14 protein-coding genes and 3 tRNA genes are annotated in these 16,667 nt (G+C 58.6%); 6 read left to right on the forward strand and 11 right to left on the reverse strand.

Annotated features, from left to right (window positions below; genetic code table 11):
- The first annotated feature begins 27 nt into the window (after positions 1-27).
- From ABVT36_RS00595 to ABVT36_RS00610, 4 genes are all read left to right on the forward strand, one after another.
- Entirely contained in the window at positions 28-1,596 is a 1,569-nt protein-coding gene (locus ABVT36_RS00595; RefSeq protein WP_368454806.1) for a tryptophan halogenase family protein, read from the forward strand.
- A gap of 19 nt (positions 1,597-1,615) precedes the next feature.
- Positions 1,616-2,320: a SapC family protein gene (locus ABVT36_RS00600; RefSeq protein ID WP_368454807.1), complete on the forward strand. Its 705-nt coding sequence runs from the start codon at positions 1,616-1,618 to the stop codon at positions 2,318-2,320.
- 36 nt (positions 2,321-2,356) lie between these two features.
- Complete coding sequence (locus ABVT36_RS00605; RefSeq protein WP_368454808.1) at positions 2,357-3,922, forward strand: tryptophan halogenase family protein; 1,566 nt, start codon at positions 2,357-2,359, stop codon at positions 3,920-3,922.
- Between the two features lie 165 nt (positions 3,923-4,087).
- Positions 4,088-4,813 (forward strand): SapC family protein, encoded by a 726-nt coding sequence (locus tag ABVT36_RS00610; protein ID WP_367148413.1) that lies wholly within the window; start codon positions 4,088-4,090, stop codon positions 4,811-4,813.
- Between the two features lie 470 nt (positions 4,814-5,283).
- Here ABVT36_RS00610 and ABVT36_RS00615 read toward each other — a convergent pair.
- From ABVT36_RS00615 to ABVT36_RS00665, 11 genes are all read right to left on the reverse strand, one after another.
- A tRNA-Gln gene (locus tag ABVT36_RS00615) sits at positions 5,284-5,358 on the reverse strand.
- Positions 5,359-5,401: 43 nt separating this feature from the next.
- A tRNA-Met gene (locus ABVT36_RS00620) sits at positions 5,402-5,478 on the reverse strand.
- Positions 5,479-5,608: 130 nt separating this feature from the next.
- The gene (locus ABVT36_RS00625) at positions 5,609-6,523 is read right to left on the reverse strand and encodes a DMT family transporter (protein WP_368454809.1); all 915 of its coding nucleotides are present in this window, start codon (positions 6,521-6,523) and stop codon (positions 5,609-5,611) included.
- A gap of 136 nt (positions 6,524-6,659) precedes the next feature.
- On the reverse strand, positions 6,660-7,751 hold the full coding sequence (ychF, locus tag ABVT36_RS00630) for a redox-regulated ATPase YchF (RefSeq protein ID WP_368454810.1): 1,092 nt from the start codon (positions 7,749-7,751) through the stop codon (positions 6,660-6,662).
- Positions 7,752-7,833: 82 nt separating this feature from the next.
- On the reverse strand, positions 7,834-8,442 hold the full coding sequence (gene pth / locus ABVT36_RS00635) for an aminoacyl-tRNA hydrolase (protein WP_368454811.1): 609 nt from the start codon (positions 8,440-8,442) through the stop codon (positions 7,834-7,836).
- A 6-nt stretch (positions 8,443-8,448) separates the two neighbouring features.
- Positions 8,449-9,081 carry a 50S ribosomal protein L25/general stress protein Ctc gene (locus ABVT36_RS00640; RefSeq protein ID WP_367148409.1) on the reverse strand — a complete coding sequence of 211 codons (633 nt, stop codon included), beginning with the start codon at positions 9,079-9,081 and terminating at the stop codon, positions 8,449-8,451.
- A gap of 199 nt (positions 9,082-9,280) precedes the next feature.
- Positions 9,281-10,210, reverse strand: coding sequence for a ribose-phosphate pyrophosphokinase (locus tag ABVT36_RS00645; protein WP_367148438.1), 930 nt, complete (start codon positions 10,208-10,210; stop codon positions 9,281-9,283).
- A 159-nt stretch (positions 10,211-10,369) separates the two neighbouring features.
- Positions 10,370-10,444: transfer RNA gene (locus tag ABVT36_RS00650), tRNA-Gln, on the reverse strand.
- A 19-nt stretch (positions 10,445-10,463) separates the two neighbouring features.
- Complete coding sequence (ispE, locus tag ABVT36_RS00655) at positions 10,464-11,393, reverse strand: 4-(cytidine 5'-diphospho)-2-C-methyl-D-erythritol kinase (RefSeq protein ID WP_368454812.1); 930 nt, start codon at positions 11,391-11,393, stop codon at positions 10,464-10,466.
- 128 nt (positions 11,394-11,521) lie between these two features.
- On the reverse strand, positions 11,522-12,196 hold the full coding sequence (gene lolB / locus ABVT36_RS00660; protein WP_368454813.1) for a lipoprotein insertase outer membrane protein LolB: 675 nt from the start codon (positions 12,194-12,196) through the stop codon (positions 11,522-11,524).
- Positions 12,180-13,985, reverse strand: a complete 1,806-nt coding sequence (locus ABVT36_RS00665) for a tetratricopeptide repeat protein (RefSeq protein ID WP_368454814.1) — start codon at positions 13,983-13,985, stop codon at positions 12,180-12,182. The genes lolB and ABVT36_RS00665 overlap by 17 nt, the downstream gene beginning before the upstream one ends.
- Positions 13,986-14,297: 312 nt before the next feature.
- On the opposite strand from ABVT36_RS00665, the gene hemA reads away from it, so the two are divergent.
- Together hemA and prfA are read left to right on the forward strand one after the other, a co-directional pair.
- Positions 14,298-15,578, forward strand: coding sequence for a glutamyl-tRNA reductase (gene hemA, locus ABVT36_RS00670; protein WP_368454815.1), 1,281 nt, complete (start codon positions 14,298-14,300; stop codon positions 15,576-15,578).
- Positions 15,575-16,657, forward strand: coding sequence for a peptide chain release factor 1 (gene prfA, locus ABVT36_RS00675; RefSeq protein ID WP_368454816.1), 1,083 nt, complete (start codon positions 15,575-15,577; stop codon positions 16,655-16,657). Before hemA ends, prfA begins: the two co-directional genes overlap by 4 nt.
- The last annotated feature ends 10 nt before the right edge of the window (positions 16,658-16,667 follow it).

Consider the following 16,667-nt stretch of genomic DNA (forward strand, 5'->3'; position numbering starts at 1 on the left):
TCAGAATAAAGCCCCCAGAGGTACAGGGTGGACGTAAATCAAAGCAAAGTCAGATCAATAGTAATTCTCGGAGGGGGCACCGCAGGCTGGATAACTGCCGCCAAGCTTGCCCGACAGCTCAGCCTTTCTAACAACATCGATTATAAGGTGACTTTGATAGAGTCTCTCAATATTCCGATTATCGGCGTAGGTGAGGGTACTTGGCCAACGATGCGTAAAACACTGGCGGAGCTTGGTATTGATGAGGGTGACTTCCTGCGTGAATGCAAGGCTACCTTCAAGCAGGGGACCCGCTTCGTAAACTGGCGGATGGATGCTAGTGGTACTGACCGACATTACTATCATTTATTTGGTTCGATTTTTGATCCTGCCGATTTTAACCTGGCACCCTATTGGTTGGCGGGCCTAGCTGGAGAAAAAGCCTATGCCGATGCGGTCAGCGCTCAGGCTCACGTCTGCGAGTTAGGGCTTGCGCCGAAGCAAGTCACGACCCGTCAGTACGATGGGCTGATCAGTTATGCCTATCATCTGGATGCGGGGTCTTTTTCAAAATTTCTCGCCAAACACGCTATTGAACGGCTTGGCGTGAAACACTGTGAGGGGAACTTCCATGGGGTTCGGTGGGCGGAAAATGGAGATATAGCCGCGCTCCAATTATCGGATGGCCGTGAGATTGAGGGGGATCTTTTTGTCGATTGCAGCGGCTTTCGCAGCCTGTTGCTGGGTAAGGCGTGTGGAATCGATTTCGAATCGATAAACGATATTCTGTTGACAGATTCCGCCATAGCGATTCAAGCCCCTTATTCCAGTGATGATGCCCCTATTCCCTGCTTTACCAAATCCACAGCGCAGGATGCCGGCTGGATCTGGGATATCTCGTTACAAAACCGGCGCGGCACGGGACATGTTTTTTCGTCCGCACATGTGAGTGATGACGAGGCAGAAGCGACGTTACGCAAATATCTCGTCGACACAGGTGTGATGGATGTGAGGGAACTAAAGTCCCGTACCATTCGCATGAATATTGGTTACCGGAAGCAATTTTGGCACAATAACTGCCTGGCAATTGGTCTGTCGGCAGCTTTCGTCGAGCCCCTTGAGGCATCCGCCATCTTTTTGGTTGAGGCGGCCGCGAATATGCTGGCGGAGATGTTGCCCCGAACTCGCGGAGATATGCCGTACGTGCGCAAAGTGTTCAATCAGTCCATGAGTTTTCGATGGAAAAGGACTATCGACTTTATCAAAATGCATTATGTACTTTCTGAACGAACCGGAAAATTCTGGCAGGATAACCGGCTCCCGGAAACAATACCGGCATCCCTGTCGGACGATCTAGCCTACTGGCGTAGCCACGGTGTCAGCAAGTATCAGTTCAGCAGTACCTTTGAGCCCTTCCCTCAGGAAAGCTACCAGCATGTACTCTATGGAATGCAAGCCAGTGGATATCAGGTCGAAACTCAGCGCCTTGCTTTCAAGGAGGAGGCGGTAAGGCGTTTAAATCAAGTGGATAAGATCAAAGCCGCCCTGGCGAATGAACTCCCCGACCACAGAACACTGGTAGAGAAAGTTATTCGTTTTGGAATGCCAAAAATCTGATAATTCAGGAGAAAAATTCATGGCTCGTATCAAGCCCCTAAATAAGGCGGACCACCGGGATTTGACTTTGCGTTTGGATCCCGCCTTTCCGCACGCGGATAAGAGCCATATACTTCCCCTGACTCTTCATGAAGTTTTACAAGCCAGCCGGAGTTATCCGGTTCTTTTTGTCAAGGACTCCTCTACCGGGCAGTTTAACCTGGTAGTCCTAACAGGGTTGCGACCTGGTGAAAATCTGTTTGCCGAAATGGAAGCTTGGGGGGGAGCCTATATTCCTCGGCAGGTGAAAGACTATCCATTTGTGTTGATTGCAAATCCAGACAATGGAGACCAGGCTGTGGTTTGCATTGATGAGGAGGCCCCTGGTTTTGCAGAGCCGGGCGGGGAGCGATTATTTACTGATGGGGGCGATCAAACCGAGTTTTTGCAGAATCGCTCAAAAGCACTGCTCGAAACTGAGCGCCGTATGCGTGGCACCGGGCACTTGATTGACCTCTTAATAGAGAAGCAACTTCTGACTCCTCGCCGGCTGACGGTGCAGTTAAGTGGTGAAGAACCGTATGATCTGACCGGATTCTATGTTATTGACGAAAGCCGTTTGAATGATTTGCCGGATGCGGACTTTCTGGAGTTACGCCGCAAGGCATTGCTGCCCGTAATTTACGCACTTGTTGTATCTACCGGTATGGTGCAATCGCTGATTCACCGCAAGGAGAATAGATAAAATGACACTGGGCAGGCAAGCCGCGAAGGGGGGCAGATGCAACGGCGAACAGATGAAATATTGATCGTCGGGGGTGGTACAGCCGGCTGGCTTGCGGCGGGGATCTTGGCTGCCCGGCTCAATGTCCGTGGCCAGGATGCGGTGAAAATTACTTTGGTGGAGTCACCCAATGTGCCGATTATGGGTGTGGGTGAGGGTACCTGGCCGACGATGCGGACGACCCTGCAGACAATAGGGGTTAATGAAGGTGCTTTCATGCGCGAGTGTGAAGCGACCTTCAAGCAGGGCTCGGAGTTCATTAACTGGAGGGATAATCCGGAGCAGGCCGGCCGACACGGCTACTTTCATCCCCTCAGTGCTGTTTTTCATTCGGCCCACGAGTTTAACCTGGCACCCTACTGGTTGCTGGGAGAAGCAGGTGGCAATGCTTATGATGAAGCTTCGGCAAGCCAGGTGTTTACCTGTCGCAATGGCCTCGCCCCCAAGAAGATCACCACTCCCGCCTATATGGCCATTCAGAATTATTCTTATCACCTGGATGCGCACAAATTTGCGTCATTTCTGACCCGCCACTGCACAGAAAATCTGGGCGTGCGCCATATTCGCGCCAATGTAACCCAGGTAAAAGTCGGGCACGATGGATTTATTGAGGGTGTGGCGACAGACCACGCACAATTTCCGGAACTGGAGGCAGATTTTTTTGTGGATTGCAGTGGCTCGCGAGCGCTGCTGCTGGGTGAAGCATTGGGTGTAGGGTGGAAGTCGATCCGGGATACGGTGTTTAACGACACTGCGCTTGCAGTCCAGGTTCCCTATGAATCTGAGGATGCGCCGATAGCGACGCATACAATTGCCACGGCCCACAGTATTGGCTGGACCTGGGATATCGGTCTTCATACACGGCGGGGCGTGGGGATGGTATACAGTAATAGTCATTGCGAGCGCGATGAAGCGGAGCGGATATTGCGTGAATATATCGGGCCCCGGGGCAAAACGTTGGATGTACGCAAGATAAATTTTTCTTTGGGCTATCGCCGTCAGTTCTGGAAGAACAACTGTGTCGCACTGGGAATGTCCGCAGCTTTTATAGAGCCTCTGGAAGCATCCGCTATTTTTCTGATAGAGGCGGGGGCTAATATGCTGGCGGAACAGTTTCCCCGGGTGAGGGAGGCAATGCCTCTGGTAGAGAAAAAGTACAATAAGATATTTGCGTATCGTTGGGACAAAACGGTTGACTTCATAAAACTACATTATTGTATTTCCCGGCGGTGCGATACACAGTATTGGATCGATAACCGTGACCCGGCGACAGTGCCCGAAAGCCTCAGAGAGCGGTTGGAGTACTGGCGCTTCCACCCGCCAAGCAGGTTTGACTTCGATCATGCGTTCGAACCCTTCGTCCTGGATAGCTACCTTTTTGTTCTCTACGGTATGGGTTTTCGTACCGACCTGACTATGAACCGGAGCGCTTTCGGGGATGAGGCATTGGCGAGAAGCCACTTTAAGGAAGTTCGGCAGTTGAACGAGAGGCTTGCCGGGGAATTGCCATTGCAGCGGGAGCTGGTGGAGAAGGCATACCGGTACGGATTTTCCACAATATGACTAATCGGTCACAGGCGTGTATATTTTAACCTCTACGGGGTTTCGTCAAAAGCCGGTTTAAGTTGGTTTGCGCGAAAGCTGCGGTTAATGCTTCCCTTTTCCTGTGCGGAAAATATACTGTCGGATTCGCTAAACCAGAATAACCAACTGATCTGATGGTGTTGTATGACCGATAACGAAGCCCCAAAGATTGTCCCCTTGAGTAAAGAAGCCCACCACAAGCTGAAAGTTCGCGAGCTGGGGGGCTTTGATCACGTCAAAAAGGCACATATGGTACCAGTGACCGCACACGAGATGACTCGTCTGGGGGCTGAATATCCGATTGTTTTTGTCAAGAATTCCGAATCTGAACAGTATCAGGCTGTTGCCCTGTTAGGCCTCAAGGTAGGTGAAAACCTTTTCCTCGATGCCGATGGTAATTGGCAGGGTGTTTTCCTGCCCGCCAGTATTCGCAACCACCCATTTTTGCTCGCTCCAAGTGGCAAGGAAGAGGGTCAGCTGATGGTTGGTATCATCGAAAACAGCCCGCTGGTGAATGAGGAGGAAGGTAATCCACTGTTTACGGAAGAGGGGAGTGAATCTGAATACCTCAAGGCCAAAAAAGAGAGCCTGGTGGGCTATTTGGAAAGCGACCAGATGACCCGTGCGTTTGTACAGGTATTGGTGGAGAAGGACCTGTTGATGGAGCAGACCGTCACCGTTACCGCCGGTGCCGAGAAGATCAACTTGAACGGCCTTCATATGGTTAATGAAAAAAAGTTGAACGAGCTATCTGCGGACGACTTTGCTGATTTCCACAAGCGAGGCTTCCTGCCGCCGCTCTACTGTCAGCTCAGCTCCATGCATCAGCTGACCCGTCTGGCCAAAATGCACGCGACCAATAATGCCTGAGGCTGTTTAACCATTGAGGATCCCGGGTTATATTTGAGCGGCCTGACCTGGGGCGAAATAAGTCTCTGGTGGGGAGAAGCGGCAATCAGATAGATCCTAGAGGAGCTGTTTGGTTGCCGACTGTTTCATCGAGAAGCACACAGGTGGTTCTGGCGGCACTGTCGATGGCAATCGGCAGCTACTCGACAGTCCCGAGTCTGCGGGGCTGTGCCACAGAGGGTTTGAGGGTTGCGTTTCCTCTATTCTAATTACCCTGCCAGCCTCAGGTGGAGTTTTATCTGCGCAGCGTGCCCCAGCGGCATATTTCCAGTTCCTTGAGCTTGTATCCGCACCTTGTGCCAACTTGCTGCAAGGTACTTTCTGGTGGGGAGGTACTGGGTGCTTGCCCGGTTCATCTCAAGTAGGTCTGCTGGAGGGGCTTGTGACCCTGTCAATGGATAGCCCGGTGTCCTAAATTGAGATGGGTGATATGGCTGGGGCGGTAGGATTCGAACCTACGCATGACGGGATCAAAACCCGCTGCCTTACCGCTTGGCTACGCCCCAGTATCTTTGCCGAGAACAGTTTGCTCCCGACTGGAAAAGAAAATGGTAGCAAGGGGGAGACTTGAACTCCCGACCTCAGCATTATGAGTGCTGCGCTCTAACCGGCTGAGCTACCTTGCCATTGGTCGTTGCGGCTGACCGAGGGCGCGCATTATCAGGTGCCGGGCCGGGGCTGTCAACCCCTTGTTTTCGCTTCTAATTCAGTAAGTTAGCTTGACTGAGGGATTCGATTGCGGCCCTCGTGGGGTTCCTATCGGCCCCGGCCTATGGCGGCAAACAGGGAGCCGCAGACCACCAGCGCTGCCCCCAGCCAGCTGATCCAGTTTAGTGGCTCTACTTCTATGTACCCGGGCCAGAGGGCACCGATCACTGTGCTCAACCCCAGTGTCAGCAGGGGTATGAGGGCGAGTGTAGCGCTCACCCGGGAGGCTTCCCAAACCGTCAGGGCTTTGCTGAAGGCGCCGTAGGCAATCAGAGTGTTTGCGGTGAGGAACAGCAGTAAAATCCGGCTGGGTCCATCCAGTGCGCTAACACTGAGCGGCTCCGCCAATGGCAGAAAGCAGAGGGTGCCGGCGAGATAAATCAGAACCAGCAGATCCTGGGGCCTGGCCTGGGCCAGGATCTTTTTCTGAAAGAAGCCGTAGGCGGCCCAGCCCAGGGCCGCGACCACTATGAGCCCCAGCCCCAGCAGGTAGTCAGTGTTGGCCCCACTGAACAGTTCCGGCAGGCGCTGGTTGAAGAACAGGAGCAGGCCGCCGGTGACCATGATTACGCCCAGCCACTGACGCGGGGAGAAGTGTTCTCCCAGCCACAATACGCTGGAAACCATTAGCAGCAGTGGCGCTAGCTGAATGACTACCTGGGCCGCCCCGGGTGTGATGAAGTGCAGGCCGGTGGCATAGGTCAAATAGTTGCATAAGAGGCCGGCTACGGCGATGGCGGTGAAAGGCAGCAAGGGTCTGCGCAGCAGCCGGCTCAAATTCAGTTGCCGGGTCCAGGCGTAGTAGGTGCCAGCCAGTAATGCGGCCCCCACAAACCGATACCAGGTGGCGGTGGCGGCGCTGATGGTGTCGATCAGGCCTTTCAGAGCGATGGGCAGCAGGGCCCACATAAAAGCGGTGATGAGGGCGAGTGGCAGGCCGATACGCCAATTGGATTCAGTCACGTGAGACTCGCCCTCTGTTATGTATCCTGGTGCCTATCGGGGGGTAACGGTGGTATCTGAGACCGCCGTCGGCGTATTTGTGTGCCGGGGCAAATGGCCGGCACTGTCACTGCCGGCCGGGGCTCTGGAAAATACTTCAGACGTTGAAGCGGAAATGGATCACGTCGCCGTCGGCGACCACGTAGTCTTTGCCCTCCAGTCGCCACTTGCCCGCTTCCTTGGCTCCAGATTCCCCATTGTGGGCCACAAAGTCGGCGTAGCTTACGACTTCAGCGCGGATAAAACCATGCTCAAAGTCGGTGTGAATCTTGCCTGCGGCCTGAGGTGCGGTGGCGCCAAGGGGCACTGTCCAGGCGCGAACTTCCTTTGGGCCGGCAGTGAAGTAGGTGTGTAGGCCAAGCAGCTGGTAGCCGGCGCGGATAACGCGATTGAGGCCGGGTTCCTCCATGCCCAACTCATCGAGGAACTCCTGCTTTTCTTCGTCTTCCAGCTCGGCAATTTCCGCTTCCAGTTTGTTGCAGATGGGTACGACTACGGCGTTCTCCTCCGCGGCGATGGCGCTGACCGAGTCCAGGTGCGGATTGTTGTCAAAGCCGTCCTCGTCCACATTGGCAATATACATGGTGGGTTTGACCGTCAGCAGGCTCAGCTCCCGCAGGTCTGCCAACTGGTCCGCGTCCAGGCCGAAGGAGCGCAGCGGTCTGGCCTCGTTCAGGTGCGGCAATATTTCCTCCAGCAGGGCCTTCATCTTGATAGCGTGCTTGTCCTGTCCCTTGGCGGCGCGGGTAAAGCGTTGCAGTGCCCGCTCCACGGTATCCAGGTCCGCCAGAGCCAGTTCCGTATTGATGACCTCTATGTCGGCCGCTGGGTGCACCTGATTGGCGACGTGGATGACATTGTCATCCTCGAAACAGCGCACTACATGGGCGATAGCGTCGGTCTCGCGGATGTTGGCCAGGAACTTGTTGCCCAGGCCCTCGCCCTTGGACGCGCCGGCTACCAGGCCCGCAATGTCGGTGAATTCCATGGTGGTGGGAATCAGCTTCTGCGGTTTGACTATCTCCGCCAGTTTGTCGAGGCGCGGGTCTGGCACTGGCACTACACCGGCGTTGGGTTCGATGGTGCAGAAAGGGAAGTTCTCCGCATCGATACCCGCCTTGGTGAGCGCATTGAACAGGGTGGATTTGCCTACGTTGGGCAGGCCGACGATACCGCAAGTAAAACCCATGGTCTGGTTCCTGTTTGCTTTCGCTAATGGGCGGGCTTTGCGCACCCACTGACTTGTGTTTGGTGAAGTGTTCCCGCCGGGCCTACTTCGCAGTTGCCTTGGCTGAGTGCAGCGTCTTCATGGCCACGCCCCAGTCTCCGGCCGCTGCGGTGGCCAGGATATCGACCGCGCGACCGATGGACTCCGCCAGCAGCTGTTGCTCTGCTTGAGGGGCGCGCTGCAGCACAAAATTAACCACGTCGCGGGCGTTGCCCGGGTGGCCGATACCAAGGCGGAGGCGCATGAAGTCGCGGTTGTTGCCCAGCGAGGAGATGATGCTCCGCAGCCCATTGTGACCGCCGTGGCCGCCGCCGGATTTGAAACGCGCGGTACCGGGGGGCAGGTCCAGTTCATCGTGGGCGACGAGAATGGCTTCGATGGGGATCTTGAAAAAGTTCGCCAGCGGTGCAACCGATTGGCCACTGCGGTTCATGTAGGTGGTTGGAATCAGCAGGCGGATGTCCCGCCCACCCATATGTATGCGGCCGCAGAACCCCCGATACTTGCTGTCCTGTGCGAGCTGGGCGCCGTGGTGGCGCGCCAGCTCGGCGACGAAGTCGGCACCGGCGTTGTGGCGGGTCCGGTCATATTCCGGACCGGGATTGCCCAGCCCTACGATCAGTTGGATTGGCGTATCCGGTGCTGTCGACAAAGGGGGTTACTCTTCCTCGGTTTCGCCTTCAGCTGCCTCGTCTGTCGCTTCGACAGCGCCGCGCGGCTTGTGTACGGACGCAACCACCAGGTCGTGGTCTTCGCCGTGGCTCAGGTCCACAGACACGACCCCGGAGGGCAGCTTGATGTCAGAGATGTGGATGTTGCCATCGATCTCCAGATTTGCCAGGTCCACTTCGATGAACTCGGGCAGCTTGGAAGCCGGCGCGCTGATCTCCAGTTCGTTCAGGGTGTGGGAGACGATACCGCCAGCCTTTACACCCAGGCAGGATTCTTCGTTCAAAAAGTGCAGCGGAACCTTGATGTGCACCTTGGTGTTGGCGGAGACCCGCTGGAAATCCGCGTGCAGCAGTATCTGCTTGGCCGGGTGGCGCTGCAGGTCGCGCAGGATCACTTTTTCTTCCTTGCCACCCTCGATGCTGATGGTCAGTACGGAGGAAAAGAAGGTCTCATCTTCCAGGGCTTTAAACAGGTCTTTGCTCAGCAGGGAGATGGCGGTCGGCTTGGCCCTGCCACCGTATACGATGGCGGGGACACGGCCCTCCAGGCGACGCAGGCGGCGGCTCGCACCTTTCCCTTCATCGCTGCGGGCGTTGGCGTTCAATTTAATGTCAGACATGGGTTAAACCTCGAATCGTCTGCCCAAAGCGACCTGCGACCGGACCGCTCTGGCGTTGTCGAAAACTGGCCGGGGATTCCCCGAAGCCAATAGTAAACGCCCGGCATTGCCGGGCGGGCGCGTATTCTAAGGTAATAGGCCGGCGGGCGCCAGTGGCTGGGCCCGGCCGGGGGTGGGGGAGAGTACGGTGGCGGCCCCGCTAGCGGAACATGGCGGAGAGGGATTCCTCGTTGCTGATGCGGCGCACCGACTCCGCCAGCATCGCGGACAGTGTCAGCTGCCGGATTTTTGGGGCTCTTTCCATTTTGTCGCCCAGGGGGATGGAATCGGTCACCACCAGTTCGTCCAATACGGAGTTGTTGAGGTTGTCGATGGCTTTGCCGGAAAGTACCGGGTGGGTGCAGTAAGCGACCACTTTCTGCGCACCGCATTCCTTCAATGCGCTGGCGGCGTTGCAGAGGGTGCCGGCGGTGTCCACCATGTCGTCCACCAGCAGGCAGGTGCGGCCGTTGACCTCGCCAATAATATTCATGACTTCGGCCACATTGGCCGCGGGGCGGCGTTTGTCGATGATGGCGAGGTCGCAGTCGAGGCTTTTGGCTACCGCGCGGGCGCGCACGACACCGCCGATATCCGGGGATACCACCACCAGATCGCCATAGCTCTGGCGCTCGATGTCGTCCAGCAGTACCGAGGAGCCGTAGACGTTGTCTACCGGCACGTCGAAGAAGCCCTGAATCTGTTCGGCGTGGAGGTCGACAGTCAGCACCCGGTCAATGCCGACACTGACCATCATGTCCGCCACGACTTTGGCGGAAATCGGTACCCGCTGGGAGCGCACGCGGCGATCCTGGCGCGCGTAGCCGAAATAGGGCACTACCGCGGTGATGCGGCCCGCCGATGCGCGACGCAAGGCGTCGACCAGGAGGATCAACTCCATCAGGTTGCGGTTGGTGGGCTGGCAGGTGGATTGAACCACAAAGACGTCGCGGCCTCGCACATTGTCGGTGATTTCGACCGCAATCTCGCCGTCGGAGAAGCGTTTCACCACTGCGTCACCCATGGGGATTGCCATCTGGTCGACAATCTTTTGTGCCAGTTCCGGGTTCGCATTTCCGGTAAAGACCATCAAGTCAGCCACTTCGAGTACCCTTTAGATTTTTACGTGAGTGTGGACGTGAAAAGTGTAGATGTCCCTGTTGGCGCAATCCGGCCGGGGTGCGCCAGCGTCATTTTGTTGCCGTCAACAATACAGGCGCCGAAGGGTGTGGTGCGGATCGGCAAAATTTGGCTGGGGCGGTAGGATTCGAACCTACGCATGACGGGATCAAAACCCGCTGCCTTACCGCTTGGCTACGCCCCAGCAGACCACGGCGACCATTTTACGTGGTGGCCGCCAGCTTCGCGAGCTTCTGATGTAGCGGGGATTCCCGCACGCCAGTAGCGACAAAACCGCCCCACTTCTCCGGCAGTTCCGCGAGCGCGGATTCCGCTGCGCGCCGCGATGCAAAAGCGGCAAAAACACAGCTCCCGGTGCCTGTCAATTGCGCTTCGGCGAATTGCTGCAGCCACTCTCTGGCGGAGCGCACCTGTGGACAGAGGCTTTCCACCAGGGCCTGGCAATCGTTTCCGGCATAGCGCCTCAGCCAGTTAGTATCCAGGTGCCCGTTGCGAAGGTGCGGTAATGTAATTGCGGCGGAATCCCTTGTCAATTGGGGATGGCGGAACACTGCCGCGGTGCTGACGCTGTGGCGCGGGTCGACCACCAGGAAGTGGCGTCCTGGCGTGATCACCGGCGTGAGCACCTCCCCCACACCTTCCGCCCAGGCGGTATGCCCGTGAATGAATACCGGCACATCGGCACCCAGCTCGCCGCCGAGCTGCGCCAGCCGTTCAGCTGAAAGCGCACACTGCCAGAGGTAATTCAGCCCCAGGAGAGTGGTGGCCGCGTCGCTGCTGCCGCCGCCAATACCGCCACCCTGGGGCAGAACCTTGTGCAGTTTGATATGCGCACCGCGCGCGCAGTTGCAGTGCCGTTGCAGGGCGCGTGCGGCGCGATAGATGAGGTTGTTCTCCAGTGGAATATCCAGGTCGCCCGCATCGATGGAAATTTTGTCGTCGTCGCGGGTGAAGAATTCCAGTGTGTCGCCGTAGTCCAGCAATTGAAACAGGGTTTGCAACTGGTGATAGCCATCGGCCCGGCGCCCGAGGACACGCAGTAGCAGGTTGAGTTTGGCCGGTGCCGGAAGTTGCAGAGAAGCTGTTGTCGGGATACTGGATTGCGGCATGGCGGGTGCAAGCTTTCTGTTCACCTGAAACGCGCATCTTAACGGGTGAGGCGTGCCGGCGCACCGCTGACCCGAATAGAGGGTTTGCGGACCGCTGCAAACCCGGATTGAGAAAAGCTTGGGAGGGCTTTCGGCAAACGGACAGAGGCGGCTCAGGAACCTTTCGGCAGCCATTCCTTGATGACCAGGGTTACACTCACCGGCCCGGCGCCCTGGTTGGTTTCAGCCTTGATTCGGGTCGGCAGCGAGTAGGCGCCAATGGCCTGGTAGCCGCTAAAAATCAGCCGCCAACCCGCCTGATGCAAACTCAACAGCTGTCCCTGACTGTTGCGTTGTTCATCGGCTTTGCTGCCCGGTGCGGCGAGTCCGCGCACCCAGTAGAACATCTCGCCCACCGGAAGCGGCCAGCCGAGTGTCTGCAGGGTGAGCTGGGCGGGATCGCGCGCATGCATGGCGGGTTCGTTGCCCCGTTGCAGGCTGACGCCGGCGGGGCTGCCGCTGATGACGGTAGCGCCGGCTCCAAGAGGGCCACTCAGGTGAATGTGGTAATTGGGTGCGGACTGCTGTTTCCAGGTGAGGTTGGCACTGCCGTTGTCCCGCGGCGAGCGCACACCGAGTTTGCCGATGATGGTCCACTGGTGTAGCTGCGCAACCGATGGCGTTTCGGTCCCGGGCGTCTCGCGCGGTTGCTGTTCCGGTTGCGGTTGTGGCTGCTGGGGCTGGTTGCCGGCACAGGCGGCGAGCACCAGTGTCAGTGCCGCAAGGCGAGCCAAGCCAAACAGGAAAGGGCCGGTTTGTAGGCAGTATTCGTCAGTTGTCCGAGGCATGCTGTTCCGTTGCTGGTTTGATTTGTAAGCGCTCAATGGCCGCGGGAATTAACTGGCTGTTGGGGTTGAGTTGCAGCCCCTTTTGCCAGACTTCCATTGCCTGTTCACGATTGCCCTGCATCCACAGAACCTCGCCGAGATGTGCGGCTATTTCGTGGTCCGGGTATTTTTCCAGCGCCCGCTGCAAATGCTCTACGGCCGCCGGATAATTGCCGAGACGGTATTCTATCCACCCCATGCTGTCGATAATGGCCGGATCGTCCGGGCGCAGCGCGAAGGCGCGCCGGATAAGTGAAGATGCCTCGTCCAGCCGCGCGTCGTCCTGGCTGAGCTTGTAGCCGAGGGTGTTGAGCAGTGTGGCGTTGTCGGGATCCCTTTTCAGCAGTCCGCGGATGCCTTGCTCGAATTCGGCGTCGTGCCCCAGGTGTTCATTGACCAGGGCGTGGATGTACAGCAGCCGACCGCTTTGGGGGTGGCTGGCCAGCGCCCGATCGAGCAGCTCCAGTGCCGCCCGGTGCCGATCGTACTTGCGCAGCAGGTTGGCCTGCAGCAGGTAGAAGTGCTCTGCCTGCTCCGGGTGGTCCTCCCGCAGTTCGTTGAACCAGTCGCTGTTGCGGTCGTCGAGACCCGCGGCAGCCAGCAGTTCAGTGCCGCGGGAAATGGCCTTGAGATAATCGTTGCCGGGCTCGACCGCCCGATAGTGGCTGACCGCCTCCAGGGCGTTGCCATTCTTGGCTTCGATACCGCCCAGATAAAAATGGGCTGCCGACTGGTGTTGCTGGAGTTGCAGCAGTCGCTGAAACAGTGGTTTGGATCCGGCCAAGTCGCCGGTTTCGTAGCGAATCAGCGCCAGCGACAGGATCAGGCCGCCATCATCTGGACGCTGCTTCACCAGAGTGGCGAACTGCTGCCGGGCCAGGTCGAGATCCTCGTGAATCAGCAGGCGCGCGTACTGGAGGCGCGGGCGGGTTTTGTCGGGATAGCGATCGACCAGCTGTTCCAGCAGTCGCAATGCCTGTTGCCGGTCACCCTGATCCGCCAGAATACGGGACTCCAGCAGTGGTGCGTCCATCAACAGCGGATGCTGTTCCCGCACCTTGCGGACTATGGCCAGCGCCGGCTGGTATTGCTCCGTGGCTCGCAGCAGCATGGCATGGGCCAGGAGTGCCTCGGGATTGGTGGGGTACCGCAGCGCCAGGCGGGCAAACTCCGGTATCACCCGCTCGGCCACGGCGCGGTTGGAGACAGCGGCGGCGGCCAGCGATTGCAGCGGCGCATTTCCACCCAGTTCCAGGGCGCGCTCTGCATGTACCAGCGCCGAGTCCAGGTCGCCGGCCAGAGTCAGTTCTGCGGCCGCGGTCAGATGTGCCTCCGCTTCGTCCGGCTCCAGCTCCGCCCAGAGTCTGGCCGAGCTCAGGGCTGCGCGACGGGCATTGAGAAAGCGCGCTATGCGGGTCGCGCGGGCGGCGATACCCGCATCCCGGGTATATTCCGCCTGGTGGTGATAGTTCGCCAGTGCCAAGTCGTATTGTTCGCGACTGCCTGCGACTTCGGCCACCAGCAGGGTGTACAAAGTTTCGATGGGGAAGGGTCTCTCCTTTACCTCCGGGGATGCCGGTTCAGCTCTGGTATTCTGCGGGGGCGGCGGAGCGGGGGCTACGGCGGTATCTTCCGGTGCCGGCGCCTGGCCGACCGGGGCGCAGGAGGAGAGCAGAAAGGAAAGTACTGCGCCAGCAAGCCGGATGGAGACAACTTTGCCGGCGGCTGTGGAAATACTGGCAGACTGCATAGGGGCTTTTGTCCATGGTTGCGATGGCGCCGCAGTTAGCCTAGCGGGTTGTGGGCGGCAAGCGCAATTTCTGTGGTTTGGTGAACCTTGGATTATGCCGGTGAGCCAGAGTGCCGCTCTCGCCAACCGCCGTATAATTCTAGTCGCGATTTGGCCGGCAGGTTGAGCTGCCAGGGGGCCTGGCGGCAGAGGGATTGTCCCGGGCGCTTGCATGCGCAGCGGCTGGCCGGGAAAATGCGCGCCGGAGCACCGGCCGCCTTACTATGGTTGGTGGGCCCTCCCCAGCCAGAAATTCAATACCGACGGAGTCCTATGCCGATCCTCGTTCTGGGAATCAACCACGACAGTGCGCCGGTTGCGGTGCGCGAACGTGTTGCTTTTGCCCCGGAAGTGGTCGCGGGCGCCCTGGCGGATGCGCGACATGCGCTGCAGTGTGCCGAGCTGGCAATACTGTCTACCTGCAACCGCACGGAGATCTACGGCGCTGTAGACGAGCTGCAGCTGCTCCAGTGGCTGGCGAGCTACCACCGGCTGTCAGTGGACCAGTTGCAGCAGAGTTGTTACTCCTATAGCGGTGAGAATGCGGTGCGGCATATGATGGGCGTCGCCTGCGGGCTCGACTCAATGGTTCTGGGGGAGCCGCAGATCCTGGGCCAGATCAAGTCCGCTTACTCGGTAGCGCGGGAAAGCGGCAGCGTCGGCCCGGTGCTGCACAATGTATTCCAGCAGGTATTCGCCGTCGCCAAGCGGGTGCGGACAGAAACCGCGATCGGCGAAAACCCGGTCTCCGTGGCCTATGCCGCAGTGTCCTTGGCATCGCGGATCTTTACGGATTTGAGCCGGCAGACAGCGCTGTTGATCGGTGCCGGGGAGACGATCGAACTGGTCGCGCGCCACCTGCTGGAGCAGGGCATTACCCGCTTGATCGTCGCCAACCGAACCCTCAATCGTGCGGAGCTGTTGGCGCAGAACTTCGGTGCCGAGGCAATTTTGCTGGCGGATATCCCCGAACACCTGCCGCGCGCGGACATCGTTATCAGCTCTACTGCCAGCCAGCTGCCGATTTTGGGCAAGGGTGCGGTGGAGTCGGCACTCAAGCAGCGGCGGCACCGCCCTGTCTTTATGGTGGATATCGCCGTACCGAGGGATATCGAGCCCCAGGTGAGCCAGTTGGACGACGTCTACCTGTACACGGTGGATGACCTCCGCGGCGTGATTGACGAGGGTCGCAGGATGCGCCAGCAGGCGGCCGAAGCGGCGCAGGAAATCGTTGCGGGTGCGGCGCGGGAATTTATGCGCGAACGGCGCTCACTGGAAGCGGTGGACACTATTCGCGGCTATCGTCGCCGGGCCCAGGAAATCGGTGAGGGGGAACTGCGCCGGGTGTTACAGCAACTGGACCAGGGCGGCGATCCGCGGCAGTTGATGGAGCAGTTGGCGCGCTCACTGACCAATAAACTGATTCACGCACCCACAGTCAGCATCAGGCGCGCCACCGCCGAAGGCGATCTGGAACGGTTGCGTGTCGCCAGGGAAATCGTCGGCCTGGATGCCGTCGATGGAACTGAAGCAGAGAGTAAGAAGGACCGATGAAAGTATCGCTGTTAAACAAGCTGGATCATCTCGTTGAACGCCACCAGGAGGTCTCGGCGCTGCTCGGCGATGCGGAGATTATTGGCAATCAGGAGCAGTTCCGGGATCTTTCCCGGGAGTATTCCGAACTTGAGGAGGTGGTCGAGTGTTACCGCCGCTACAAGCGCCTGCAGGAGGATATGGGTGCGGCGCGGGAAATGCTCGATGAGCGCGACGAGGAAATACGGCAGATGGCGCGGGAGGAGTTGCGCGCGGCGGAGGAGCAGCTGGCGCCCCTGGAGCGCGAGCTGCAGGCGCTGTTGCTGCCCCGGGATCCCAACGACCGCAAAAACGTGTTCCTGGAAATCCGTGCCGGCACCGGTGGCGACGAAGCGGCGATCTTTTCCGGGGATCTGTTCCGCATGTATTCGCGTTACGCGGAAAAGCGTGGCTGGCGCCTGGAAATCCTCAGCGAGAACCCCGGTGAGCACGGCGGTTACAAGGAAATCATCACCCGCGTGGCCGGTGAGGATGTGTTTGCCAGACTCAAGTTCGAATCGGGCGCTCACCGTGTGCAGCGGGTGCCGGAAACCGAATCCCAGGGGCGTATCCACACATCTGCCTGCACCGTCGCGGTCATGCCTGAACCCGACGAGCGCGATGCCATCGAGATCAACAAGGCGGATCTGCGTATCGATACTTACCGCGCTTCCGGGGCCGGTGGCCAGCATGTCAACAAGACGGATTCGGCGGTGCGTTTAACGCATATTCCCACCGGTATTGTTGTGGAGTGCCAGGACGAGCGCTCGCAACACAAAAACCGGGCCAGGGCCATGGCGCTGCTGCAGGCCAGGCTCACCAGTGAGCAGGAGGACGCCGCGGCCAGGGAAATCTCTGATGCGCGCCGCAACCTGGTGGGCAGCGGCGACCGCTCCGAGCGTATCCGTACCTACAACTACCCGCAGGGACGGGTGACCGACCACCGTATCGGCCTGACCCTGTACAAGCTGGACGAGGTGATGCAGGGCGCGCTGGACGAAGTCATCGATCCGCTGCGCACCGAGCACCAGGCGGATCAGCTCGCGGCACTTGGCGGCTGACGCGGGCCGG

Origin of the sequence: Microbulbifer sp. TYP-18 (assembly GCF_040932045.1) — a bacterium.
Classification (GTDB): Bacteria; Pseudomonadota; Gammaproteobacteria; order Pseudomonadales; family Cellvibrionaceae; genus Microbulbifer.